This is a genomic window from Hyphomicrobium sp. D-2, assembly GCF_029872155.1.
Lineage (GTDB): Bacteria > Pseudomonadota > Alphaproteobacteria > Rhizobiales > Hyphomicrobiaceae > Hyphomicrobium_A.
Genome location: NZ_JARXLA010000004.1, coordinates 162,797 through 186,532, shown reverse-complemented (window position 1 = coordinate 186,532; position 23,736 = coordinate 162,797). Strand labels below are relative to the sequence as shown.

Here is a 23,736-nt window from a genome sequence, read left to right as displayed (position 1 = left end):
GAATGCATTCACTTTGCCCCAAAAACACTGACATCGAGCCACAATTAAGCTCGAAACCACGTTCATCGTTAAGGAATGAACCCTAGGCTGGCACGAAAAGAAAAGAGCGTCGAACACAGCGCGCGCCGCAAGGCCGCGAGGGGAACATCAGTAATGGTTGCGCGTATCATAGAGCTGGCCGTGTATCGGGCTCAGCGAACCCTAGCTAACCGGGAAGTTGCTGAGAAAGCCGCACTCGCGAAGGAACGAGCAAGCTTCCACTTCTGGGCCGGCGCTTCAGGCAAGCGCTATGTGCATCACATCTACAGCCTGCGTGAATGCCCAGCATTGCCCGCCGCAAATTATGTGCTCGTCCGCCGACATGAGAACGGCCGCGCAGAAGCGCTTGCCATCGGTCGCGTGGCGCATGAGGCTGACACCCTGAACCTTGCCGAAATTCGCCAGCGCGGCGCCGAGCTCGCCGCCGACGAGGTGCATGTCCATCTGCTGGCTCAGTCGAACAAGATCAGCAAGCTGATTGAGTTCGACCTGCGCACCGCCCAGGCACAGACTGAACTCAATGTAGCAGGCGCGGGCGCCAATCGCCTCCACTGAGCGGCCATGTGCAATAGTGACCGCACCGCCCATGCACAAAGCCGCGTGTATCAAAGACGCGGCTTTAACCAGCTCCCAAACCCCTCTCTGCCGTCGCCATCGCGAGTGCGTGTCTGAAAACGCTCGTCCAGATGATGCGCGGTGTTAAACGATGAGCACAACGTCGGGCAGCTCTGCACCCAGGTGTGAGGTGTGAACGGGCTCTAGTTGTGATGCCTCAGGAGGTTGTTCCTGGTCAGGCCGCTTCGGATGACGGGCGGCATGTGGCCGAGGCTAGCTGCTCCCTGCACTCAGCGTCGCGCGCTCAGCACCGAGCGGTAACAGAAGCGCTGCGCATCGCCCGATTGCAGCGGCCGCACCTTAACCGGGCTGCGCTCGAATTCCCGCACCATCGCAATGGCGCTGGCGCGCGTATCCCTGTTGCCGGGGCCGCGACTTGCATAGGTCCCAACAAGCCCCATCAGGCGCTCCAGTTCGCGCTCGCGGATGCCGAGCTTGGTAAGGTGAGCCACGGTGCTGGCGAGATAATCGATGTTATTGCCTGAGCGGCCAATACCACCGCGAACCAGGTGCGCCTGCTCCGCCAGGGTAAGCCTGCCTGCATAGCTTGGATGCGCGGGCTCCACCAAATAGGCGAGCGCCTGCACTTCTGTGTGGTCGCGCTCCAGCAGCGTGAGCGGCACCAGCGCCTCGCGATAAACGCTGGCCACCTGCTCGCGCTCACGCAGATAGCGCAGCGTTTCGCGCTCCGCTTCCGGCGCAACACGAAACGCAAGCCCTTCGCACACACCGCCGCGGTCAAGGCCCAGCACAAGACCGGGTCTGCGTGGCGAGCCGCGATGGAAGCGCGAATAGATGCAGAAACTGCGGCGCCAGCCTGTCAAACGCGCGTGTACGACTTCCTCGGCCTCGAACCCCGGCCGCCACATCAACGAGCCGTAGGCAAAGATCCAGAGATCGTGCTGGCCGCGTCTGCTCAACTGCGTGACCTACCGCTCGCTGCCGTTCCACCCGACGCGGCTGTCGCGTCGGCATCTGCAGCATCCGCGCGCTTATCGCCCGGCTGCGCAACCTTGTGGGCACGGCCGAAGTCCGGCGCCGACGTATCCTGACCGGCCGCCACAATGCCACGCCGAATGGCCCGCGCTTCAGTGAAGCGGCGGAACAGCGTATCGCCGTCGCCGGCTTCGATCGCGCGTTTCAGTTCATCGAGATCTTCCGAAAACCGTCGCAGCATCTCCATGACGCCATCGCGATTGCCGAGGAAAATATCGCGCCACATGGTTGGATCGGACGCCGCGATACGGGTGAAATCGCGAAAACCACCGGCGGAGAACTTGATCACTTCCTTGTCAGTGACGCGCCCAAGGTCTTCAGCCGTGTTGACGATGTTGAACGCAATGAGATGCGGCAGATGCGAGGTGATGGCGAGTACCATGTCGTGATGGCTCGGGTCCATCACTTCAACCTTGGCGCCCAGCGCTTCCCAGAACGTGCGCAGCTTTTCGACCGCCGCATCGTCCACGTCCGGGGTGGGCGTCAGGATCGTCCAGCGGCCGTCGAACAGTTCCGCAAAACCCGCTTCAGGCCCGGACTGTTCCGTACCTGCGATGGGATGCCCCGGCACGAAGTGCACACCGGCCGGAACATGCGGAGCCATATCGCGCACCACCTGCGCCTTCACCGAACCGACGTCTGTGAGAATGGCACCCGCAGCCAGATGCGGTGCGATCTCAGCCGTGATCGGCCCACACGCACCAACCGGCACGCTGAGAATAACAAGGTCCGCGCCCTCAACCGCTTCGGTTGCGCTGGCATATCCCTTGTCGATCAGGCCAAGACGCAGTGACGTTTCAAGCGTTGCAGGCGTGCGTGCGCTGCCGACAATTTCCGCTGCCAGTCCGCCACGGCGCATCGCATGACTGATCGACGAGCCAATGAGGCCGATGCCGATCAGCGCCACGCGCTTGAACATCGGCGCTGCAGAAGCCGATGCGGTGGTTTGCTGCTCGCTCATGCACTGCCCGCCATAAAATCCGTAAGCGCCGCTGCTACGGCGCGGTTGTCATCCACTGAACCGATGGTGATGCGCAGGCAATCGGGCAAACCGTAGGAAGCCACTTTGCGCACGATGATGCCACGCTGCTTCAGATAGCGATCAGCTTCGTTTGCTGTGCGCGCTCCCTCATTCGGGAAATGCACCAGAATGAAGTTGGCAACACTTGGCGTCACCTTCAGCCCCAGCGCCGCGATCTCGCCCGTCAACCATGCCAGCCAGTGCTCATTGTGCGCCACTGACATTTCTTCATGCGCGCTGTCTTCGATGGCGGCAGCACCGGCCAACAGCGACGGCACGGAAAGGTTGAACGGACCGCGAATGCGATTGAGCACATCGGCCACTGCTTCCGGGCAATAGGCCCAGCCGATACGCAGCCCAGCAAGGCCGTGAATCTTCGAGAACGTGCGCGTCATCACCGTGTTATGCGTCGTCGCGACAAGCTCGATGCCAGCTTCATAGTCGTTGCGGCGGACATATTCAGCATACGCCGCGTCCAGCACCAGCAGCACATGCGGCGGCAGTTGCGCGCGCAGCGAACGGATCTCGTCGAACGACACATAGGTGCCGGTCGGATTGTTCGGGTTAGCGAGAAACACCATCTTGGTGCGCTCGGTCACACGGTTGAGAATGGCATCGATATCGGTGCGCAAACCGGTTTCCGGCGCGACGACTGGCGTTGCTCCGTTGGCCAGAATGATAATGCGATACAGCAGAAAGCCGTGCTGCGTGTAGATGGCCTCGTCGCCTTCGCCCAGATAGGCGTGCGCCAGCATCGTTAGCAGCTCATCGGAGCCTGCGCCGCAGATGATGCGCGCAGGATTGAGGCCGTAACGGCGCGCGATCGCCTCGCGCAGCTTGGTCGCCGCGCCGTCGGGGTATCGCTCGAGTGCAGCGTCAGCGGCGCGATAGGCTTCAACCGCCTTCGGACTAGGGCCGAACGGCGTTTCATTCGACGACAGCTTGATCGGCTTGATGCCAGCGGGCAGGCTGCTTTCGCCTGGCACGTAGGGATCGATTTCGAGAATGCCGGGCTTGGGCTGGGGCGCAGCGAGGGTCATTGCGGGCTTTCCGGATGTATGGAGCCTTTAGTTTTCAGGCGCGGGAAGTGATACAGACGCCGAAAGCGAAACGCAAAGCTTTGCAGGCCAATAGACTGGCGTTGATTGACGCTGCGATCTGATGTGCGGGGCCCGACACTTGACGTTAAGGCGCCCATGCCGATATTTCGATGGCAGATGTCGTGGTGATTTGGCCGGCCGGCTTGCAACCACGTTAAATAAGTCGCTAAAAAAGGCCGCGCGCACCCGGTTAACGGATGAGGCGGCCTTCTAGGTCCTCAATATCCGGCCGGTTTTTTTATGCCTCGGTTGATGCCGGGGCCTGGAGTGCGCGGATCAATGTCGGTGCCCCCGAATTTTGCGAATACCGACACCGGTAGCGGGTCTTGCCAACGGCTGACCGAGGCAAACAACCCGTCCAGCAAGGTGCTGCGTCTGCCACAGGATCAGCCGCTGCGGCTGGCATGCGATCAGTTGCTGGCGCCGATCTCCATCGCCTATGAGACCTATGGCGAACTCAACGCTGACAAATCCAACGCCATTCTGGTTTGCCATGCGCTGACAGGCGATCAGTACGTCGCCTCGGAGCATCCGGTGACAAAAAAGCCGGGCTGGTGGTCGACACTGGTCGGACCAGGCAAGCCGGTTGATACCAACCGCTACTTCGTCATCTGCTCCAACATTCTCGGCGGTTGTATGGGCTCAACTGGCCCAGCCTCGATCGATCCCGCCACCGGCAAGCCCTATGGGCTGAATTTCCCGGTCATCACCATCGGCGACATGGTGAATGCGCAGGTGCGCCTGATCGATCACTTCGGCATCGACCAGCTGTTCAGCGTCGTTGGCGGATCAATGGGCGGCATGCAGGTGCTGGAATGGGCCGCGAGCCATTCGGAGCGCGTGTTCTCGGCCGTGCCGATCGCAACCGCGCCGCGGCACTCATCGCAGAACATCGCCTTCCATGAGGTCGGCCGCCAGGCAGTGATGGCTGACCCGGACTGGTGCGGAGGTGACTATCATTCCCACGGCAAGGTGCCGCGCAACGGGCTTTCTGTGGCGCGCATGGCCGCGCATATCACCTATCTGTCGGAAGATGCGCTGCACCACAAATTCGGCCGCAACCTGCAAAACCGCTCGCAGCTGACGTTTTCGTTCAACGCCGACTTCCAGGTGGAGAGCTATCTGCGCCATCAGGGCTCGACGTTCGTCGACCGCTTCGATGCCAACAGCTATCTCTACATCACGCGGGCGATGGACTATTTCGATCTCGGCGCAAGCCGCGGCGATGTGCTGGCGAATGCGTTTCGCGGCACAAAAACGCGATTCTGCGTGGTTTCTTTCACATCCGACTGGCTCTACCCAACACGCGAAAGCCGCGCCATCGTGCATGCGCTGAATGCGGTTGCCGCCAATGTTTCCTTCGTCGAAATCGACAGCGACAAGGGCCACGACGCCTTTCTGCTGAAAGAGCCCGAGTTCTTCGCCACCATCCACGGCTTCCTGAGCTCAGCGGGCGTGAAGCGCGGTCTGAAGGTCTGACGCGATGCAAAAAGCCTTACAATATCCGGGAACGTCGCGCGTCGATCATCAGCTCATCGCCGAAATGGTAGAGCCCGGCTCACGCGTGCTGGACGTCGGCTGCGGTGACGGCGCACTGCTGCAGTTGCTGGCTGAAACCAAGAACACTGACGGTCGCGGCGTCGAGCTCTCGCGCGAGAAGGTGAATGCCTGCGTGATGCGGGGGCTGTCGGTCATCCAGGGCGACGCCGACCGGGATCTTGCCGATTATCCGGATCAGGCGTTCGACTATGCTATCCTCAGCCTCACCATCCAGGCCACCCGCCAGCCCAAGACCGTGCTGGAGAATCTGCTGCGGATCGGCCATCGCGCCATCGTGTCGTTCCCGAATTTCGGCCATTGGCGCATCCGAACGGAGCTACTGCTCACCGGCCGCATGCCGCGAACGCGCAACCTGCCGGAGCCCTGGTACACGACAGCGGATGCACACCTGTGCACAATTAAGGATTTCGTCGATCTGGTTGCCCTGATCGATGCCGAGGTCGAGCAGGCCGTGGCCTTCAACACCTCCGGTCAGCGCCTGCCGATTCGCAAGTCGATCTCGCTGCAGAACCTGTTGGGCGAAAAGGCAGTTTTCCTGCTGCGCAAGCGTGGAGCCGGCTAGTGCCAAATCCTATGCTGGCTGCGCGGTTTCGCCGTACCCAAACGCCCCGCAAAGCTTGGCCGCGTTTTCTTGACACCCCTAGGGGGCGTCACTATGGTGCGCGCCGTTGATAAGACCTGCCGTTTGGGACGCCTCAGAAACACAATCGGGCCGGTGAAACCATGTCCTCTGAAGGGAAAGACCTACCCCCGGGACAAGGCGAAATCAGCCCTGAGGAACGCGAGGCGTTTCGCCAGCGCTCGGCTGCTATCGGGAAGCGACTGGATGATGTCCAGACCCGCCGATCCACAGTAAGCCGTGCGGATACCAACAAGGCCCGGGGCGAAGCTTTCGCCAAGGCTTTTAGGTTTGCCGCGGAGCTGGTTGCTGGTGTAGGCGTCGGTGGGTTTATCGGGTGGGCAATTGACGGCCAACTCAATACGCGGCCGTGGTTCATGGTTCTGTTCGTAATCCTCGGCTTTGCCGCAGGACTTTCGAATTTGATCCGGGTTGCACGGCAGGAACAGGCAAAACAGCAAGCGTCGCAGCTTGCATCGCCGTCCGTACCGGACGACGACGAAGACGACAGGTAGGGGATTCGACCGTGGCAGCCGGACATGGTCCTATGGAGCAGTTCGAAATCAAGCGGATCATTCCGCTGGAACTGTTCGGATGGGATATATCGTTCACTAACGCGTCGCTGTTCATGGTTCTGGCAGTGGTGCTGATCCCGCTCTTCTATCTTTTCGCCATGAATCGCCGGGCTCTCGTGCCAGGTCGGCTACAGTCGATCGCCGAACTCAGCTATGAATTCATAGCCAACATGATCAAGGATCTCGTTGGCGAAAAGGGCATGAAGTATTTCCCGTGGGTCTTCACGATCTTCATGTTCGTGTTGGCGCTGAACCTGCTGGGCATGCTGCCCTACTCGTTCACGGTAACCAGCCACATCATTGTAACCTTCGCTCTCGCTGCGATGGTCTGGATCGGCGTTACCGCTATCGGGTTCGCCAATCACGGTCCAAAATTCCTCAAGCTGTTCGTTCCCTCAGGTGTGCCGTTCTGGCTGCTGCCGGTGATCGTCATCATTGAGGTTATCTCCTATCTCATCCGCCCGATCAGCCATTCTGTGCGTCTGTTCGCCAACATGATGGCTGGCCACGCGATGTTCAAAGTTTTTGCCGGCTTCGTCGTCGGCATGGGGCTGCTCGGCGGCTGGGCACCACTGGTGTTCCTGGTTGGCTTCACCGGCTTTGAAATTGTTGTCGCCTTCCTTCAGGCATTCATCTTCACCGTGCTGACCTGCATCTATCTCAACGACGCAGTGAACATGCACGAACACTGACGCTATGAAGTCCGGTCAACGGGTACGCCCGGGCCGGACTTCATCGTACCTGATCCCAGCAAAAAACCCTTATGGAGACTACGACCATGGATCCTCAGGCAGCTAAGTTCATCGGTGCCGGCCTCGCCTGCTTCGCGCTCATCGGCGCTGGTATCGGCATCGGCAACATCTTTGCCAACTACCTCTCTGGCGCTCTGCGCAATCCGTCCGCCGCTCCCGGTCAGTTCACCAACCTGCTGATCGGCTTCGCTCTCTGCGAAGCGACCGGCCTGTTCGGCCTGCTGATCGCGCTGATGATCCTGTTCGCCTAATCGGCAACGGACCAACACGCGCTTAGGAGGATAGCATGATCGCAGCTGTCTCAGCTCTCGTCGTAGCCGCCGCAGCGGCTGCGCACGGGGAGGGGTCAAGCGGGTTGCCACAGCTCAACCCGGCGAACTTTGCCCCGCAGCTTTTCTGGCTCGCGGTCAGCTTCGTCATCCTTTACCTGATCCTGTCGCGCTCAACGCTGCCGCGCATCGGTGAAGTGCTTGAGGAGCGTCGTGATCGCGTTCAACGTGATCTCGACGCAGCCGAACGCTTCAAGGGCGAGACGGACAGCGCGCTTGCCGCCTATGAAAAGGCGCTGGCCGATGCCCGTCAGAAGGCTTCTTCGATGGCCAAGGACGTCCGCGATCGTCTCGCGGCCGACACCGAAGCCGAGCGGAACCGGGTCGAGAGCGAACTGGCTGCCGAGATCTCGGAAGCGGAGGCGCGCATCGCCGCCACCAAATCCAAGGCATTGGCCAGCGTCGATGATATCGCCGCTGAAACCGCGACCGCAGTCGTCGGCAAGCTTCTCGGCGAGGACGTAAGCCCCGCCGAGGTCAAGAACGCGCTGCAGTAAGCAGCCTAGTGAGGACGCCGATGCATTTCGATTTAGCCGATCCGACCTTCTGGGTGATGATCTCGTTCTTCGGGTTCATCGCTCTGGTGCTGTACTACAAGGTCCCGGCCATCATCGGGAAAACGCTGGACCAGCGCGCCGATGCTATTCGGAACGAGCTGGACGAAGCCCGCCGCCTGCGTGACGAAGCACAGGCGTTGCTGGCCGACTATCAGCGCAAGAGCCGCGAAGCCGAGAACGAGGCCAAGGAAATCCTCGAGCAGGCCAAGCGTGAAGCGGAGGCGCTGACGGCGCAAACCCGTGAGGCTCTGACCGAATCGGTTGAACGTCGCACCAAGTCTGCCGAAGAGAAGATCGCCCGGGCGGAAGCTCAGGCTATCGCCGATGTGCGCTCGTCCGCGGTTGAAAACGCTATTTCAGCCGCTGAGAAAATCCTGAAATCGAAAGCCTCTGCGGCAACCACCGCATCCGGCCTGATCGAAGCAGGGATCAAGGATCTGGGTGGCAAGCTGAACTAACGGTTGATGAGGGTTCACCCCGTTCATCCGTACAGTCGCTACACAAATTCAAACGCCTCGGACCTCACCGTCCGGGGCGTTTTTGTTTTGCGTTTCGTTCGTAGAAGCGGCCTCACACAAGAGTCGGTCGGTCTCGCTGCCATGCCCGCTTCCAAGTTGAGTGGAACGCGCATCAGTGTGCGCCCAGCGGGCAGGGAAGCCTTCAAGGAAAGCTTGGGGCGCTGGCAGACCTTCGAGGGCGACGACACCGGCACCAGCTAACCTGATCACATAGCGTGAAGGGCGTTATGCTCCGCTCTTCGACGACCATCGGCGGTGACTGTCAGCAGAGAAAAGCCATCGCTGTCCTTGGACGGATGCCGCCCAAAAATCTGAGAACATCGGCGCTGCCAACGCAGGCTGCCGTTTTTGACTCACCACACACAAGCGGGATGCGGCTTTCAGAGCAAACAGCGAAGGCTCAGTGCGCATCTTGCGATATGGCTGAAGCGCTCCTTTTCCAGTCGGGAGCTCAGCGCCAACGCGTGATGCTCCGGGACATCAGGCCGCCCTGCGCATAGCTGCGCTGCATAAGGGCATGCGCAGCCTTAGCGGCCCAGGTTCTGCAAATGCGCTATTAGCCCGCGCCCTGGGCGTTCTGGTCGAAGCCGACGAACACTTCATATTCGCCCGGGCGCGTGCCTTCCGGAATATCGAAAGTGACCGAGCGCACTGTCGAGAAATAGCCGATCGGATTGTCGACCGCGACGCTCGCATCGACGCTAACGGGATCGCCGCTGATGCGCGCGCGCTTGGCGTCGGTCACGACGACGTTGATCGGCAGACGCACGTTGCCGGCATGGCCGCGCGGGCCGAGCAGCACACGGCCGGAGAAACCGTAGCGCACCGTTACCCGACCGGGCTCGATGTGGCATTCACGTGCGGTCTTGGTGATTTCACCGCGGTGCATGATCGCAAGGCCATCACCGGCGCGGCCGTCCTCGTAGATGGTCAGGTGCCCGCCGTGGGGCGATATGCTCAGACGCGGACAACCGTGCGCAACCTCTCCTACGGCAGAGCCGCTGCCGCCATCGGATTTGGCGGCGGAAAGTAGCTGTTCTTCGCTTACACCGGTGGCGCCGGTCGTCTGCGAGGAAGAACCGCCGCCGAACATGCCGCCACCAAGTCCGGACGTGATGGAAGATATGCCGCACCCAGCCAGCGACATAGCACCGAGTGCCAGCAGAGACGCACACACCCCCGTGCGCGCAGCGTTAAATACGGCTAGCCTCATCGTGCCCCGGATTGACCCATTGTTGGCCCCTTCAGATCCGCAGTGGGCCAAAGCCCTAGGCCAGCGGTGGAGGCTTCCTGTATTATTGTCTACCAATACTACCACCCCTAACCGAACCGGACCAAGCGCATTGCGCCAAGTTGCTTCGGGATAGACAGAGAAAGCAATGTCTGCCGCATCACCATCGTCAGCGCCCCCGTCCCAGCCGCTGGATCAGCGACCGCCCTTGACTGTCTATCTGGCGGCCCCGCGCGGCTTTTGCGCCGGCGTCGACAGGGCCATTCAAATCGTAGAATTGGCTTTGGCCAAATACGGCGCGCCCGTCTACGTTCGTCACGAGATCGTACACAACCGATTTGTCGTCGATTCCCTGCGGGCCAAAGGCGCCGTTTTTGTGGAAGAGCTGACCGACATTCCAGAGACCGATCAACCCGTGATCTTTTCAGCACACGGGGTGGCCAAGTCGGTGCCCGCCGCAGCCAAGTCGCGCAACATGTTCGTGCTCGATGCCACCTGCCCGCTGGTGTTCAAGGTTCACATCGAAGCCGCGCGCCTACACGCTGACGGTTTGCAGATTCTGCTCATCGGTCACGCTGGCCATCCCGAGGTTGTAGGCACGATGGGGCAGCTCCCGCCGGGAGCGGTGACACTGATCGAAACCACCGAAGATGCTGAAGCCTTCCAGCCGCGCGATGAGACCAAGCTGGCATTCGTGACCCAGACCACGCTCTCGGTCGACGACACCGCCGCCATCGCCGCTGTGCTGCGCCGCCGTTTTCCCGCCATTGCAGCCCCGGCCAAGGAAGACATCTGCTATGCCACCACCAACCGCCAGGCGGCGGTGAAGTCCATCGCACACAAGATCGACAGCCTGCTGGTGGTCGGCAGTCCCAAGAGCTCCATCTCGCTGCGGCTGGTGGAAGTGGCCGAGCGTGCGGGCTGCCAATCGGCGTTTCTGATCGAACGCGCAGCGGATATCCCATGGGCAAAGCTGGAAGCTTTGTCGGCGATCGGTATAACTGCCGGTGCTTCAGCGCCCGAGCAACTCGTCGAGGAAGTCGTCGATGCGTTCCGCTCCCGGTACGATGTCACCGTCGAAACCGTGACCACAGCGGTCGAGAACATCGCCTTCAACGTACCGCGTGAATTGCGCCCGGCGCCCGCTGCCACCTGATCTTCGCCACCGATCTTCGAAAGATAAAAATGGCTGTTTACACGGAAGTCAGCGACGCAGAGCTGGCCAGCTTCATTGCCAGCTATGGCCTGGGCGAGCTGCTATCCTTCAAGGGCATCGCGGAGGGCGTCGAGAACACGAATTACATCGTGCACACCTCGAAAGGCCCGTTCATCCTGACGATCTACGAAAAGCGCGTCGAGGTTTCGGATCTGCCGTTCTATCTCGGCCTGATGGAGCATCTGGCGGAGAACGGCGTCACCTGCCCGACGCCGGTGCGCAATGCCGACGGCCATAACCTGAGCCAGCTTTCCGGCCGCCCCGCAGCGCTTGTGACATTCCTCGAAGGCTTCTGGGTGCGCCAGCCAACAGCGGCGCACTGCGGGCATGTCGGTCGTGCGCTGGCGGAAATGCACCGCGGCGGCGAAGGCTTCGCGATCCGGCGCGCCAATGCACTTGGGCTAAATGGATGGCGGCCGCTGTATGACAAGTTCGCGCCGGATGCGAACGGCATCGTGCCGGATCTTGCGCCGCTGATTGAAGGCGAGCTCGATTATCTGGAAGCAAACTGGCCGCAGGATCTGCCTGAAGGCGTCATCCACGCCGACCTGTTTCCCGACAACGTGTTCTTCATCGGCGATGAGCTGAGCGGCCTCATCGACTTCTATTTCGCCTGCAATGATGCGCTGGCTTACGACATCGCCGTGTGTCTTAACGCCTGGTGCTTTGAGAAGGACGGCGCTTTCAACATCACCAAGGGGCGCGCCCTGCTGCGTGGGTACGAAAGCGTACGCCCGCTCACCGACGCCGAGCGCGCCGCCATGCCGACGCTGGCGCGCGGTGCTGCAACGCGCTTTCTGCTAACGCGCGCCTATGACTGGCTGAACACGCCGAAAGACGCGCTTGTGAGCCCGAAGAACCCGTTGGAGTATGTCCGCAAACTGCGCTTCCATCAGGGCGTCAGCTCGATCGCAGAATATGGGCTTGGAGACACCGCACCATGAGCGATCCAAAGCCTGTCGTTATCTACACGGACGGCGCGTGCTCCGGTAATCCCGGCCCCGGCGGCTGGGGCGCTATCCTCACCTACGGCGAAACGAGCAAGGAAATCTTCGGCGGCGAAGCGGAGACCACCAACAACCGCATGGAGCTGATGGCGGCAATTTCCTCGTTGGAGGCGCTGAAGCGTCCCAGCCAGGTGGAACTGCACACCGACAGCGCATACGTGAAGAACGGCATCACCGCTTGGATACACGGCTGGAAGCGCAACGGCTGGCGCACCGCCGACAAGAAGCCGGTGAAGAACGCCGATCTGTGGCAGCGACTGGATGAAGCGCGCCGCATTCACGAAATTGATTGGCGTTGGGTCAAGGGCCATGCTGGAGACCCGATGAACGAGCGCGCTGACGAACTTGCACGCCTCGGCATGGAAGATTTCAAACCCGGCAAGCGCAGCCGCGCTGAGTGATGCGCGCCGCCCGATCACACCGGAACACAAAAAAGGTGAGCATTGAGCTCCCTTTTGCATGTTCGCAGGTCGTCGTGCGTTGGCGCCGTTACAGCGAACGATCGATCATGGAGCACAGCGTCGCCGCGCTCGACTTGTCATGCTGCGGAGGAATGTCCTCGACGTTGAGCACCTTCACGACACCGTCTTCCACCAGCATCGCATAGCGCGACGAACGCACACCGAAACCGCGACTGGTGAGATCAAGATCAAGCCCGATCGCCTTGGCGAAATCGCCGTTGCCATCGGCCAGCATCACGATCTTGCCTTCAGCCCCGGTGTCCTTGGCGAAGTGGGACAGCACGAACACGTCGTTCACCGCCGTGCAGGCAATGGTGTCGATGCCTTTGCCCGCCAGTTCTTCGGCGCGATCGACAAAGCCAGGCACGTGCTGGTTCTGGCACGTCGGCGTGTAGGCGCCAGGGATGGCGAACAGCGCCACCTTCTTGCCAGCGAACACATCGCTGGTTGAACGCTCAGCGGGGCCGTCGCTCGTCATCACCACAAAGCTTGCATCCGGCAGTTTGTCGCCGACTTTGATTGCCATTGGTTTGTCTCCTCCTAGATTTGTTGCACCACGTCACGGCGCTTGCGCTTTTCGATGCGCCGCCCGGACGCTCTATTCCAATGAAAACGTCATCTGAGATTGCCCGCTGCCGGACACCACCGTTGCGGTCAGCGGCTTGCCCTTGAAATCGGCGACGTCGACATCCTTGGACAAGTCGACTTCAAACGTAACCTTTCCATCGGGGCTGGCTGCCAACTGCTTTGGCAACGGAACGTAAAACCCACCCGGCGCATCCACAAACGCATCAACGCCATCGGTGCCGCCGGGAATTTGCGCTTCAATCACGATGCGCGGTTTATCGCCGCCCAGCTCCGGCGTCACCCGCTTGATGAGCGGATCATTCTCGCGCCGGGCCTCAGGCGTTGCGGGAATGCGCGCCATCGCGGCAATCAACGGCTCGCTTGTTTCAGCATCGCTGTTCGCCGGCAATGACAGTGCAAGTTCGGCTTCGGCGGGAATGCAGATGTCCTTGCATACGCCATATTCCAACCCGAGCCGGACATCGATGGGCTTGGCCGGATCCTCAGCCTTCAGCCGCACCGGAAACGTGACGCTGCCCTTGTATCCAATGGTCTCGCCACCGGCGTCTGACATCCGCTGCGGAGCCGGATAAAGCACCTCGGCACTTTCAAGGTTCGATGATTTCGACCAGTCAAACGATGGCGCCACGCCGCCTGCTTCGCCCGGATATCGCCAATAGGTTTTCCAGCCCGCAGGCAGTTCCAGCTCAACACCGACCAAACCGCCGCTGCCAATCAGACGCGTGCGCGAGTAGTGGCCATCGACCCAGTCAGAGGCGACCTCCGCGCTGGCCGTCGCCGCTGAAAATACAGCTACGCAGACAAATGCACTTTGCAGAAAATTCCGTTTGCTACGCATGGCTGTGTGTTCCTCAGCAATAACGTCGGGCAATGGCGTTGCTTCGCGTTGTAACAGCCCATTCATGTGGCCAGCTTACAACTCAGCCTAAACACCTGCCATATAAGGGCTTCCGGCACTGGATTGAACCGGGAGGGAATTTGCCCGCTTCACAGCCGCGCGGCGATCACGGTAATGTCGGGACATGAGCATAGATCACGATACGAACTGGGACTTGGAAGATGGTTATCTTGATGGCCAGCTTCTGATTGCCATGCCGGTAATGTCAGACCCGCGTTTTGCGCGCTCTGTCATCTATCTGTGCGCCCATTCCGCAGAGGGCGCCATGGGTCTGATCATCAATCAACGCGCATCGCACATTTCCTTCCCCGACCTTCTTGAGCGTTTGGGCATACTGGAAGCTGACACCGACGACGACGGTATCGGCGAAATCAACAACATGACGATCCAGGTTGGTGGTCCGGTCGAAACCGGTCGCGGATTCGTGCTGCACAGTGATGACTACTTCGCCGACGATTCCACACTTACGATTGAGGACGGCGTGTGCCTGACAGCTACCGTCGATATTCTGAAAGCCATCGCAGCTGGCGAAGGGCCTGATCGGGCCATTCTTGCGCTCGGCTATGCCGGCTGGTCACCGGGTCAGCTCGAAAGCGAGATCCAGGCTAATGGCTGGTTAAGCTGCCCCGCCGATCCCGACATCATCTTCGATCCAAATCTCGAAACGAAGTATGTGCGCGCACTGGCGAAGCTGGGCGTAGATCCATCACATCTGGTCAGCGACGCCGGACACGCCTGAGGCGAGCAGGCGAACACACTGCGACTCACGGGGCGACACGGGCGACGGAATTCGCCCCACGCCCCCTGTTCGCGATGTAAACACCGCCCAAGTATCGCTTGCAGCCAATCGATCAGGGAAGAGCCGCGCGCGCGGCTTGCCTGCAGTGCGCGTCCAGCAATCAGCTCTGGCGCGGTGGCAGTCTGCCGCCTGCCGCGTGATCGGCCAGCTCGCGCTCATCTTCCTCACGCGGCGGCCACGGCACGCCCGCGAGCTTGGCGAGGCTTGCGGCCATCGTTGGCGGCAAGCTTGCAAAATCAGGTGGTGTCCGGCGCGCAGGTGCATCTGCCGGTGCATTCTGTGACGGCTGTGCAAATGCAGGCGCATTGCCCGGAGCGGGTGCGGGTGCCGGATGCGTCACACCCACTGGCATCGGTTCATTGCCATGCTGGGGAGGCATCTGGCCGTTCTGCTGATGCTGCGCATGATTGCCTTCAGCGCCACCGGCTTGACGCTGCGGTGGCTCCATCTGCGCACCGGACGCAGGCGGCGCAAACGACGGCGCAGCGCCATGCACCAGCGGCGGATCAACGAACGCATCGAACGGTGATGCGCTGGCTTCGGTCATTGGCGTTGGCGAGCGCGCGGGCGGTGGCGTGAAGTCCGGCCGCTTAACCGGCTCCTGCTGGTGCTCGACGGGACGTCCGCCGTTGGTCATTGCCTGAGGCGCCGAGGCGAACCCAACGCCATGCGCAATTCCATCCTGGTTCATCGGCTGCATGGGCATCGGTGCAGGTGACGGAGCGGCCGGCGCATGCATGCCGTCCCTGCGCGTCTGCGATGCGCCCGGTCCAGGCGGCGAAGCAAGATCATGCCCGCCACGCAGAACCGGTTGCTGCGATGGATGAGCGTTGTCGGGGGCGATGCCGCCGGGAGCATTCGGCGCTGATCGCGGCGGCACACCACCGCCGTTTGGCATCACGCCCGGTGGGATCGCAGCACTGGACGTAGCCAACGCTCCGCCCGCAGATGATGCAACGAGTTCCGCCATTGCGGCTGAGATATCGGCGTTTGTCAGCGGCACCGGTGCTGGAGGTGGCGGACGTACACCGCGCCCTGCGGGGCCCGCGCCGTTTCCTCCGCCTGGAGGCTGCGTGCGGATGCGCGAGCGCAACGGACCACCCGATGCATTGCCTGCCGCCTGCATCGCCGCTGCCAACGTACCGTTGTTGCCCGATCTTGGCGGCGGCGTGGCGCCATTGGCGACAACCGCATTGCCGGTAGCAGCATCGGTCTGCGCTTCATCAGCGCCAGACTGGCCCTTGTTGCGCGACTTCGATTTCACCTTGTTGCGGAACAGGCCACGCGGACGCAGCTTGTGCTCGGCGGTGCGCACCATTTTCAAAAGCTGCTGCACATCGCGATCTGCCATCGGCTCGCCGTAGTAAAAGCCCTGCGCGTACTGGCAGCTGATGGACCGCAGGAATGCGACATCCTCGGATGTTTCCACGCCCTCAGCGACAACGCTTTTGCCCAGTTCGTGCCCCAGCGCCACGATTGAGCGCACGAGGGCAGAACCCGCGCTGCCGCTGTCACCGCCCGCCTGCACAAGCGCACGATCAACCTTGATGGTGTCGAACGGGAAGCGCTGCAGATAGGCCAGCGAAGAATAGCCGGTGCCGAACTCATCCAGCGCCAAACCGGCACCCGCGCCGCGCAGCCATTCCAGAATTTCCGTAGCCCGCTCCGGATTCTCCATCACCAGGCTCTCGGAGATCTCAAGCCGCAGCGAACCCTTCGGCACGATGTTACGGCCCAGGATGTGGCGGATTTCCTGGATCAGATTCTGCTGGAAGATGTGGCTGCTGCAAATGTTCACCGAGACGAAAAGCGGGCGTTCATCGCGCGGCAGTTCACGCTGCCAACGCGCAGCATCCTGCGCCGCGCGCAGCAACACGTGCGAACCCAGACGCACGATCAGGTCGGATTCTTCCGCAGCCGGGATGAAATCCTCCGGCGCAAGCAAACCGCGCTTGGGATGCTCCCAGCGGATCATCGCCTCGAACCCGGCAAGTTCCTCGGTCGGCAGGTAGATGATCGGCTGATACAGAATCTTGATCTGGTTCTTCGCCAGCGCCTTGCGCAGATCATTTTCCAGCGCAACGCGATCATCTCGATCCGATCGCATATCGGGGCGGAAGATCTCGATCCGGTCGGCGCCGCCACGCTTGGCGCGGTGCATCGCGATCTCAGCCTCTTTATAAAGGTCGAGGTGCGAAGGCGTCGCGCCATCATAAACCGCGATGCCGATTGAGCCGGTCAACACGATTTCCTGTCCGGCGATCTTGATCGGCGCACGCAGCGAACGCCGCACACGCTCCGCAAGGCCGGCCATATCCTGCGGGCTTTGACCCGCGATCATCAGAATGGCGAACTGATCGCCGCCGACGCGCGCCAGCGTATCATGCGGGCCGAGATGGCTTTGCAGACGCCGCGCGATGGTCAGCAGCAGGCTGTCGCCGACAACCAAGCCAAACGAAACGTTGACGCTCTTGAACTTGTCGATGTCGACGACCATCACGCTGGGCCGCACGCCGATCTCGGTTTTCGTGCGCGTGATGGCTACACCCAACCGGTCAAGCAGCAGCTCGCGATTAGGCAGGCCGGTCAGGCTATCGTGCACGGCATCGTGCAACAGCCGCTCATGCGCGCGCTTGGCATCGGTGACGTCACGCACAAGGCCGACACAGCGCATGGCCCGGGCGTCCGCATTGGGAACGCTCGCCGCTTCAAGCTCGAACCAGCGATAGCTGTTGTCGGTGTGGCGCATGCGGAAATCGGTGCGGATGCGCGCCCAGGTGCGCTCCTGCACCGACCACAGAATGGTGCGGAAACGCTCCCGATCCGTCGGATGCAGATGTTTTATAAAGTCATCGACCTTAGTGCACAGCTCGCCTGGATTGAGGCCCAGCGATGCCTCAATGGCGGGGCTGACCTTCACTTCATCCCGCCGTGCGCTCCATTCCCACACCGCAGAACCGGCGCCATCGACAGCAAGTGCACGCAACTGCAATTCGCTCGGCGTGGTGCCGAACAGCGGCTCCAGCGAGCGGAACGCAAACTGCGTCACCGTAAAGCCGATGAGAATGAGGATCAGCACCAGACCGGCCACGAGGCCTTGCACAGCGGCATCGCCGGAAATGCGGCCCGTCAGCACCATTGAGGCGCCGAAGATCCAGATCAGGAACAGGATCCACGTCGGGATAAGCGACAGCGCGCGATCCTGTCCGCGAACGGCAAGGAACAGCGCGAACGCGCCGCCAACGCCGCCAATGACCAGGAACGACATGCGCGCAAACGTCGAGGCGAGACGCGGATCAATGATCGCCACGGCCACCAGCGTGAGCTGAGCGATGATCCACACCGTGAACAGCATACGTATCAGGCCATGCCAGAACGCGATGCGCAAAAACACCGATATGAAAACGACGAGGCTGGCCGCGACAGCCGCCTCGCTCGCCGCTCGATAGACGGCGTTGTCCTCGGGTTTGAGCTGGAACAGTTTATGGAAGAAGCCGAAGTCGACGCACAGATATGCCAGCACGCACCAGGCAACGAGCGCGGCGCTCGGGAAGATAGCCTTGTGGTTGGCGGCAAAGATCGCCGTGAGGAAGATGGCCAGCAAGCCGGTCAGACCCAGCATGATGCCGTTCATCAATTGGCGATCGCGCGAATAAAGCTCGTATTCAAACGGCTTCCAGAGATAGATGCGGGCAAAACGATCTGCCGCCAGCTCCACCACATAAGTAACGGTCTGCCCCGGCTCGATGGTGATGCGGAAGATGTCAGCGCGGTCGGACTTGATGCGCTCGGGAATGAAACCCATCGACGGCGTTACCGCCTCGATGCGCTTGGCGTCCAGGTCGGGCCACACCGCGCCTGAGCCGACGATGTTATACCGCGCCGCCGTTAGCCAGCGCTCGATCGGCTTGTCGGTCGGATTGGTGAGCGCGAACACAACCCAGTTCGGGCTGGTGCCCGGTGTGCGCGCCGAAACGGACATACGCCCCGACATGCCGTCGGCAGCCGGTGCCGTTTCAACCTGCAGACTGTCGCCGCGTGCATCATAGAACTCGCCCAGCGTGGTCAGTTCCAGCCGGTCCTGCTCAGGATCGATCGCGATGGGCCCAAGCGCCAGCGCGCGGCCCGACAGCGAGGCAAGCAGCACCAGAATCGCGGCAACGAACATCAGCCAGCCAGCGACGCCCGATCGGGTGCCGCTCGCGAACGCGCTTTGATGTCCGATAGGGTTGCCGCAGTGATCGTTCATTCCAGCTGCGCCTCCAAGCCCACATCACGGGGGACTTCATCACACAGGAGAGCATGCAGAACGTGATCTTCCCAAGCGCCGTTTATTCTCAACAGGCCCCGCGCAAAGCCTTCACGTCGGAAGCCGTTATGTTCGAGCACGCGGATGGAAGCGATATTGTGCGGCATCGTCGCAGCTTCCAGCCGGTGCAGGTGCAGCGTCTCGAAGCCGAAGTTCACAACCGCGCGCACCGCTTCAGTCATGTAACCGCGACCGGCAAACGGCTTTCCCATCCAGTAGCCCAACACAGCCGACTGCGTCACACCGCGACGCACATTCGACATGGTCAAGCCGCCGATCAACTCATCATCGTCTTCAGAGAAAATAAGGAAGGCATAGCCCATGTCTTCCCGCGCCTCGCGCTGGTAGTAGCGCACGCGGCGACGGAAGGCGCTGCGGGACAGCTCATCGCGCTGCCAGAGGGGCTCCCACGGGGTCAGGTGATCGCGACTGACGGCGCGCAGCTCCGCCCACGCAACATAATCAGCCATGACCGGCGCTCGCAGCCACACACCGCGACCGCGCAGCGCGATGCTGACGTCCGGAATGCTGCTGGATCGCAGGAATGCCATCGGCTGTGTCCCCCTTAACAGGCGCTACGTGCCGACCGTAGCAGCCGCAAGCTCGGCGTATTTGCGCGAGCGCTTCCCACTTCCAACAAGCGAAACCGACGCCCTGTTCGACAGCAGCTTAGCTGCAAACGCCCGCGTTTCCTCCGCGGTTACGGCGTCAACCTTATCCATCAGCTCCCGGTTGGTGAGCACACGATCGTGCATCATCACGTTGCGGGCCACCTGCTCGGCGCGGGCCGAAGAACTCTCCAGGCTCATCAACAGCCCAGCCTTGAGCTGTGCCTTGGAGCGCTCCAGCTCCGCTGTTGTCGGCGCCTGCTCCGCTGCACGCTTGAACTCGGCTCCCACGACGTCGATGAGCTGTGTCATCAATCCCGTGCCCGTCGCCGCATGAACCGCAAACAGTCCGGTGTCACTCAAACTCCAGGCCGAGGAGTAGATTGCATAACAAAGCCCGCGCTTTTCACGCACCTCCTGAAACAGACGGGACGACATGCCCCCACCGAACAGGCCCGAGAACACCTGAGCCGCAAAAAATGATTCGTCCCGATAGGATGGACTGGGAAACCCGATCAGAAGATGGCTTTGCTCAAAGGATTTCTCGGAAAAACGAACGCCACCAACATATTTGGCCTTCCGTTCCCCGGTTGTTCGCTTCTTGTCAGCAAAGTCTCCGAATAGGGCTTCAACGTGGCGAACCAGATTTCCGTGGCGGACAGCGCCCGCCGCTCCGATCACCATGTTGGCAGGGCCGTAGCGCCGCCCCAAAAAGCGCCGCAGATCCCCTGACGTAAATCGGCCGACGCTTTCCGGCGTGCCGAGAATGGGCCGGCCCACCGACTGATCCGGGAATGCCGCATCGTGCAGGAGGTCGTAGCCCATATCGTCCGGGCTATCCCGCGTCGCAGCAATTTCCTGCAGAATGACCTGCCGCTCGCCTTCCAGCTCCGGCCGGCCAAACTCGGAATTGCGCAGGATGTCGGCGATGATACCCAGCGCGACTTTCTCATCGCCCTTCAGCACGCGCGCGTAATAGGCGGTCGTCTCCATGCTGGTGGCCGCGTTGAGATCGCCGCCCACCGCCTCGATCTCTTCCGCGATCTGCTGCGCCGTGCGGGTGGCCGTGCCCTTGAACGCCATATGCTCAAGGAAATGCGAGATGCCGTGCTCGCGCTCGCTTTCGTGGCGCGCCCCCGTGCCGACCCATAGCCCGAGCGAAACCGTCTCAAGCCGGGGCATGGTATCGGTCACAACCCGCAGGCCGTTCGACAGCGTCGTGATTTCAACCGGCATCAGGTGCGCTCCGCAGCTGCGCGCGTCAGCGCCTCCACATGAGCCTCCGCAGCGGCAATGTCGTTGTCGATGGTGGTGAAGCGCTCCTTGTCGGTCATCAAGGTCGAGAGCCGCGCCGGCAGCCCCGGCCGTTCGCCGGTGATGTCCTCCATCGCATCGGGGAACTTAGCCGGATGCGCGGTGGAAAGCACGATTTGCGGCGCACCGCCCTCACCCAGAACTCGCTCAGCGGCAACAATCGCGCACGCCGTATGCGGATCGGCGACATAGCCGGTTGCTGCCCGCGTGCGCATGATGGCTTCCGCCACATCCTGCTCGCTGGCCGCCGACGCGCCGAACTCGCGCCGCATCGCGTCTTTCACCGGACCGAGGTCGAAGCCGCCGGTTTCACGCAGCGCGCTCATCTTGGCGCGGATGAACGGGGCGTCGCGGCCCGATGCTTCGAACAGGTAGCGCTCGAAGTTCGACGAAATCTGAATGTCCATTGATGGCGATGACGTCGCGACGACGCCGCGCATCTGATAAGCGCCGGTTTCCAGCGTGCGGGGCAGAATGTCGTTGACGTTCGAGGCGATAACCAGCTTCTCGATCGGCAGGCCCATGCGCTTGGCGACATAGCCGGCGAAGATATCGCCGAAATTGCCGGTCGGCACGACGAACGAAACCGGACGGAACGGCGCGCCCAGCGCGGCGCCCGCCACGAAATAATATGTCACCTGCGCCGCGATGCGCGCCCAGTTGATCGAGTTGACGCCCGCCAGCGAAATGCGGTCACGGAAGCCGTGATCGTTGAACATCGCCTTCACGAGCGACTGACAGTCATCGAAGTTGCCGCGCACGGAAATGGCGTGAACGTTGCCTTCCGTTGGCGTCGTCATCATGCGCCGCTGCACATCCGACACGCGCCCTTCCGGGAACAGGATCGCCACGTCGACATGGGGCGAGCCACGGAAAGCCTCAATCGCCGCGCCGCCGGTATCGCCCGAGGTCGCGCCGACAATGGTGGCGCGTTGTCCACGCGCAGCCAGCACGCGCTCCATCAGGCGGGCGAGCAGTTGCATCGCCACATCCTTGAACGCAAGCGTCGGACCGTGGAACAGCTCCAGCACGAAACGGTTGGGGCCGACCTGCACAAGCGGCGTCACAGCGGAATGGCCAAAGCCGGAATAGGCATCGGCCGCCATGGCGCGCAGTTCGTCGCGGGTGATGGCGCCGCCGGTGAATGGCGCGATGACCTCAGCCGCCACATCGGCAAACGGCATCCCGGCAAACGACGCGATCTTTTCAGGTGAGAGCGTCGGCCACGTTTCCGGCACATACAGCCCACCATCGCGGGCCAGTCCCGCCAGCACAACGTCTTCAAAGCCCAGCAGGGGCGCTTCACCCCGGGTCGAGATGTAGTTCAAAGCGCGTCGTTCTCCGTGCGAAGCAGATGGCAGCCGCATAGGGTGTTCCGCTTTCCGCGCGGACTGGCAGAACGCCCCTAATCTTTTCGTTTGACCGTACTTTTCTTGTCGGAAACCGGTGCCCTGAATTTGCGCCGTACTTTAGAGCCCGTAACACGTGCCTACAAGCGAACGTGGCAACCCGAAGCGCCTGCCGCACAGCCGATTTCCGGTTAACCCAAAGGGCCTGGCACCGGCCGGGCCAGAAGCCCGCTCCGTTCGGGATGGCGTCTATTCAAGCGCGAAATGGACGCTGGCGATCGCTGTGCGTAGGCGGGGGCACAGGACCGCGCACAGCACGACCGACAGAATGCCGCACCGCCACGTCCGCACATAACAGCTTCAAACGGACGCCCGCCTCGCCTGCCCACCGATTCGCAGCGGTTGGATGATGCCGGACCCCGACCCCGGTCAGGGCACAGGGCGGCCGCTCTCACGTGTTCGCATCGGCGCCCTTGCGCCGCCATCGCGCCACGGCAAAAGCGGCGAATACCCCGACGAGCGTCGCGGCCAGTCCGTACCAGGTCAGCGCATACTCCAGGTGGCGATTGGGCAGCTCCAGCCGCGTCGTCCCACCTATCGGCCATCCTCCGGGCGGCACCGGGTCCTTCTCGGCATCGACAAAGAAGGCATGGACCTGCGCAGCGCCACCGTCAGTGCCACCTGCAGCTTCGGCCCCCATGGCGGCGATGTCGCGCCAGTACCAGATATTTCGCTTCAGTTCGTTTGGCGGCACAAAGGCGCCATGCGCCTCAGGTCCGCGCACGAGACCAACCACGCGCACGTCGCCCGCTACCAGCCCCTCAGCGCGCCGACCCGCATCCTTCAGTTCATTCGGAACGAAGCCGCGATTGACCAGCAGCACGCTGCCATCAGCCAGCTTCAGCGGCGTGATGATATAAAAGCCCGGCCCGTAGCTCGCATCCAGCGCATAAAGATGCATCTCGCGGTCATGCAGCCACTGCCCCTGGGCAGACACGCGCGTGTATTCGATGTCATCGCCCCGCGCCGCAGCGGCATCGACAGCTTCCACCGGCAACGGATCGCGGTGCACGCGCTCGGTAATGTTTTCCGTGAGGTGCTGCTTCCACGCCAGCCGACGCATCTGCCAGTTGCCCAGCGAAATCAGCAGGGCAAGACCAGCAAGCGTTGCAAGCGTCGGCCAGAGCAAACCCCGTTTTCGTATGATGGCTATCATCAATCAGACACTCCCGGCCGTTCCGCCCGGCCGGACCTATTCGATCCCAGCCGCCTGCA

23 protein-coding genes and 1 riboswitch are annotated in these 23,736 nt (G+C 61.8%); of the genes, 12 read left to right on the top strand and 11 right to left on the bottom strand.

Features of this window, described 5'->3' with window-relative positions:
- Positions 1–153 precede the first annotated feature (153 nt).
- Positions 154–594 carry a hypothetical protein gene (locus QEZ49_RS09400; RefSeq protein ID WP_280386302.1) on the top strand — a complete coding sequence of 147 codons (441 nt, stop codon included), beginning with the start codon at positions 154–156 and terminating at the stop codon, positions 592–594.
- 290 nt (positions 595–884) lie between these two features.
- On the opposite strand, the gene QEZ49_RS09395 is transcribed toward QEZ49_RS09400, so the two are convergent.
- Genes QEZ49_RS09395 through hisC form a run of 3 tightly spaced genes read right to left on the bottom strand, consistent with a single transcriptional unit; the run spans position 885 to position 3,711 of the window.
- Positions 885–1,574, bottom strand: coding sequence for a gamma-glutamylcyclotransferase (locus tag QEZ49_RS09395; protein WP_348534807.1), 690 nt, complete (start codon positions 1,572–1,574; stop codon positions 885–887).
- Entirely contained in the window at positions 1,571–2,611 is a 1,041-nt protein-coding gene (locus tag QEZ49_RS09390; protein WP_280386300.1) for a prephenate/arogenate dehydrogenase family protein, read from the bottom strand. Before QEZ49_RS09390 ends, QEZ49_RS09395 begins: the two co-directional genes overlap by 4 nt.
- Complete coding sequence (gene hisC / locus QEZ49_RS09385) at positions 2,608–3,711, bottom strand: histidinol-phosphate transaminase (RefSeq protein ID WP_280386298.1); 1,104 nt, start codon at positions 3,709–3,711, stop codon at positions 2,608–2,610. The genes QEZ49_RS09390 and hisC overlap by 4 nt, the downstream gene beginning before the upstream one ends.
- Positions 3,712–3,883: 172 nt before the next feature.
- Positions 3,884–3,963, top strand: a riboswitch (SAM riboswitch).
- An 87-nt stretch (positions 3,964–4,050) separates the two neighbouring features.
- On the opposite strand from hisC, the gene QEZ49_RS09380 reads away from it, so the two are divergent.
- The 7 genes from QEZ49_RS09380 (at position 4,051) to QEZ49_RS09350 (ending at position 8,621) form a co-directional block, all read left to right on the top strand.
- Positions 4,051–5,250 carry a homoserine O-acetyltransferase gene (locus QEZ49_RS09380; protein WP_280386296.1) on the top strand — a complete coding sequence of 400 codons (1,200 nt, stop codon included), beginning with the start codon at positions 4,051–4,053 and terminating at the stop codon, positions 5,248–5,250.
- 4 nt (positions 5,251–5,254) lie between these two features.
- The gene (gene metW, locus QEZ49_RS09375) at positions 5,255–5,893 is read left to right on the top strand and encodes a methionine biosynthesis protein MetW (protein WP_280386294.1); all 639 of its coding nucleotides are present in this window, start codon (positions 5,255–5,257) and stop codon (positions 5,891–5,893) included.
- A 161-nt stretch (positions 5,894–6,054) separates the two neighbouring features.
- The gene (locus QEZ49_RS09370; RefSeq protein WP_068464890.1) at positions 6,055–6,465 is read left to right on the top strand and encodes an AtpZ/AtpI family protein; all 411 of its coding nucleotides are present in this window, start codon (positions 6,055–6,057) and stop codon (positions 6,463–6,465) included.
- 32 nt (positions 6,466–6,497) lie between these two features.
- Positions 6,498–7,217 (top strand): F0F1 ATP synthase subunit A, encoded by a 720-nt coding sequence (locus tag QEZ49_RS09365; protein ID WP_280386554.1) that lies wholly within the window; start codon positions 6,498–6,500, stop codon positions 7,215–7,217.
- Positions 7,218–7,303: 86 nt separating this feature from the next.
- A complete protein-coding gene (locus tag QEZ49_RS09360; RefSeq protein ID WP_068464942.1) occupies positions 7,304–7,528 on the top strand; it encodes a F0F1 ATP synthase subunit C in 225 nt (74 codons plus the stop codon).
- Positions 7,529–7,563: 35 nt separating this feature from the next.
- Positions 7,564–8,103 carry a F0F1 ATP synthase subunit B' gene (locus QEZ49_RS09355; protein WP_280386290.1) on the top strand — a complete coding sequence of 180 codons (540 nt, stop codon included), beginning with the start codon at positions 7,564–7,566 and terminating at the stop codon, positions 8,101–8,103.
- A 20-nt stretch (positions 8,104–8,123) separates the two neighbouring features.
- On the top strand, positions 8,124–8,621 hold the full coding sequence (locus QEZ49_RS09350) for a F0F1 ATP synthase subunit B (protein WP_280386288.1): 498 nt from the start codon (positions 8,124–8,126) through the stop codon (positions 8,619–8,621).
- A gap of 616 nt (positions 8,622–9,237) precedes the next feature.
- Here QEZ49_RS09350 and QEZ49_RS09345 read toward each other — a convergent pair.
- Positions 9,238–9,828: a hypothetical protein gene (locus tag QEZ49_RS09345; RefSeq protein WP_280386286.1), complete on the bottom strand. Its 591-nt coding sequence runs from the start codon at positions 9,826–9,828 to the stop codon at positions 9,238–9,240.
- Positions 9,829–10,060: 232 nt separating this feature from the next.
- Between QEZ49_RS09345 and ispH the strand changes: the two genes are divergently transcribed.
- From ispH to rnhA, 3 genes are read left to right on the top strand one after another with little or no spacing between them, the layout of a single operon-like run.
- A complete protein-coding gene (gene ispH, locus QEZ49_RS09340; protein ID WP_280386284.1) occupies positions 10,061–11,068 on the top strand; it encodes a 4-hydroxy-3-methylbut-2-enyl diphosphate reductase in 1,008 nt (335 codons plus the stop codon).
- Positions 11,069–11,097: 29 nt separating this feature from the next.
- Positions 11,098–12,072 carry a homoserine kinase gene (locus QEZ49_RS09335; protein ID WP_280386282.1) on the top strand — a complete coding sequence of 325 codons (975 nt, stop codon included), beginning with the start codon at positions 11,098–11,100 and terminating at the stop codon, positions 12,070–12,072.
- Entirely contained in the window at positions 12,069–12,536 is a 468-nt protein-coding gene (rnhA, locus tag QEZ49_RS09330) for a ribonuclease HI (RefSeq protein WP_280386280.1), read from the top strand. The genes QEZ49_RS09335 and rnhA overlap by 4 nt, the downstream gene beginning before the upstream one ends.
- A gap of 88 nt (positions 12,537–12,624) precedes the next feature.
- Here rnhA and QEZ49_RS09325 read toward each other — a convergent pair whose 3' ends face one another.
- Complete coding sequence (locus tag QEZ49_RS09325; protein ID WP_280386278.1) at positions 12,625–13,122, bottom strand: peroxiredoxin; 498 nt, start codon at positions 13,120–13,122, stop codon at positions 12,625–12,627.
- Positions 13,123–13,194: 72 nt separating this feature from the next.
- Entirely contained in the window at positions 13,195–14,022 is an 828-nt protein-coding gene (locus QEZ49_RS09320; RefSeq protein ID WP_280386276.1) for a protein-disulfide reductase DsbD domain-containing protein, read from the bottom strand.
- A 184-nt stretch (positions 14,023–14,206) separates the two neighbouring features.
- On the opposite strand from QEZ49_RS09320, the gene QEZ49_RS09315 reads away from it, so the two are divergent.
- On the top strand, positions 14,207–14,821 hold the full coding sequence (locus QEZ49_RS09315; protein WP_280386274.1) for a YqgE/AlgH family protein: 615 nt from the start codon (positions 14,207–14,209) through the stop codon (positions 14,819–14,821).
- 160 nt (positions 14,822–14,981) lie between these two features.
- Here the strand turns inward: QEZ49_RS09315 and QEZ49_RS09310 are convergent, their stop codons facing one another.
- The 5 genes from QEZ49_RS09310 to QEZ49_RS09290 form a co-directional block, all read right to left on the bottom strand.
- Entirely contained in the window at positions 14,982–19,130 is a 4,149-nt protein-coding gene (locus QEZ49_RS09310) for an EAL domain-containing protein (protein ID WP_280386272.1), read from the bottom strand.
- A complete protein-coding gene (locus QEZ49_RS09305) occupies positions 19,127–19,741 on the bottom strand; it encodes a GNAT family protein (protein WP_280386270.1) in 615 nt (204 codons plus the stop codon). Before QEZ49_RS09305 ends, QEZ49_RS09310 begins: the two co-directional genes overlap by 4 nt.
- 24 nt (positions 19,742–19,765) lie before the next feature.
- On the bottom strand, positions 19,766–21,034 hold the full coding sequence (locus QEZ49_RS09300) for a pitrilysin family protein (RefSeq protein WP_280386268.1): 1,269 nt from the start codon (positions 21,032–21,034) through the stop codon (positions 19,766–19,768).
- Positions 21,034–22,440, bottom strand: coding sequence for a threonine synthase (gene thrC, locus QEZ49_RS09295; protein ID WP_280386266.1), 1,407 nt, complete (start codon positions 22,438–22,440; stop codon positions 21,034–21,036). Before thrC ends, QEZ49_RS09300 begins: the two co-directional genes overlap by 1 nt.
- Positions 22,441–22,912: 472 nt before the next feature.
- The gene (locus QEZ49_RS09290; protein ID WP_280386264.1) at positions 22,913–23,677 is read right to left on the bottom strand and encodes an SURF1 family protein; all 765 of its coding nucleotides are present in this window, start codon (positions 23,675–23,677) and stop codon (positions 22,913–22,915) included.
- Positions 23,678–23,736 lie beyond the last annotated feature (59 nt).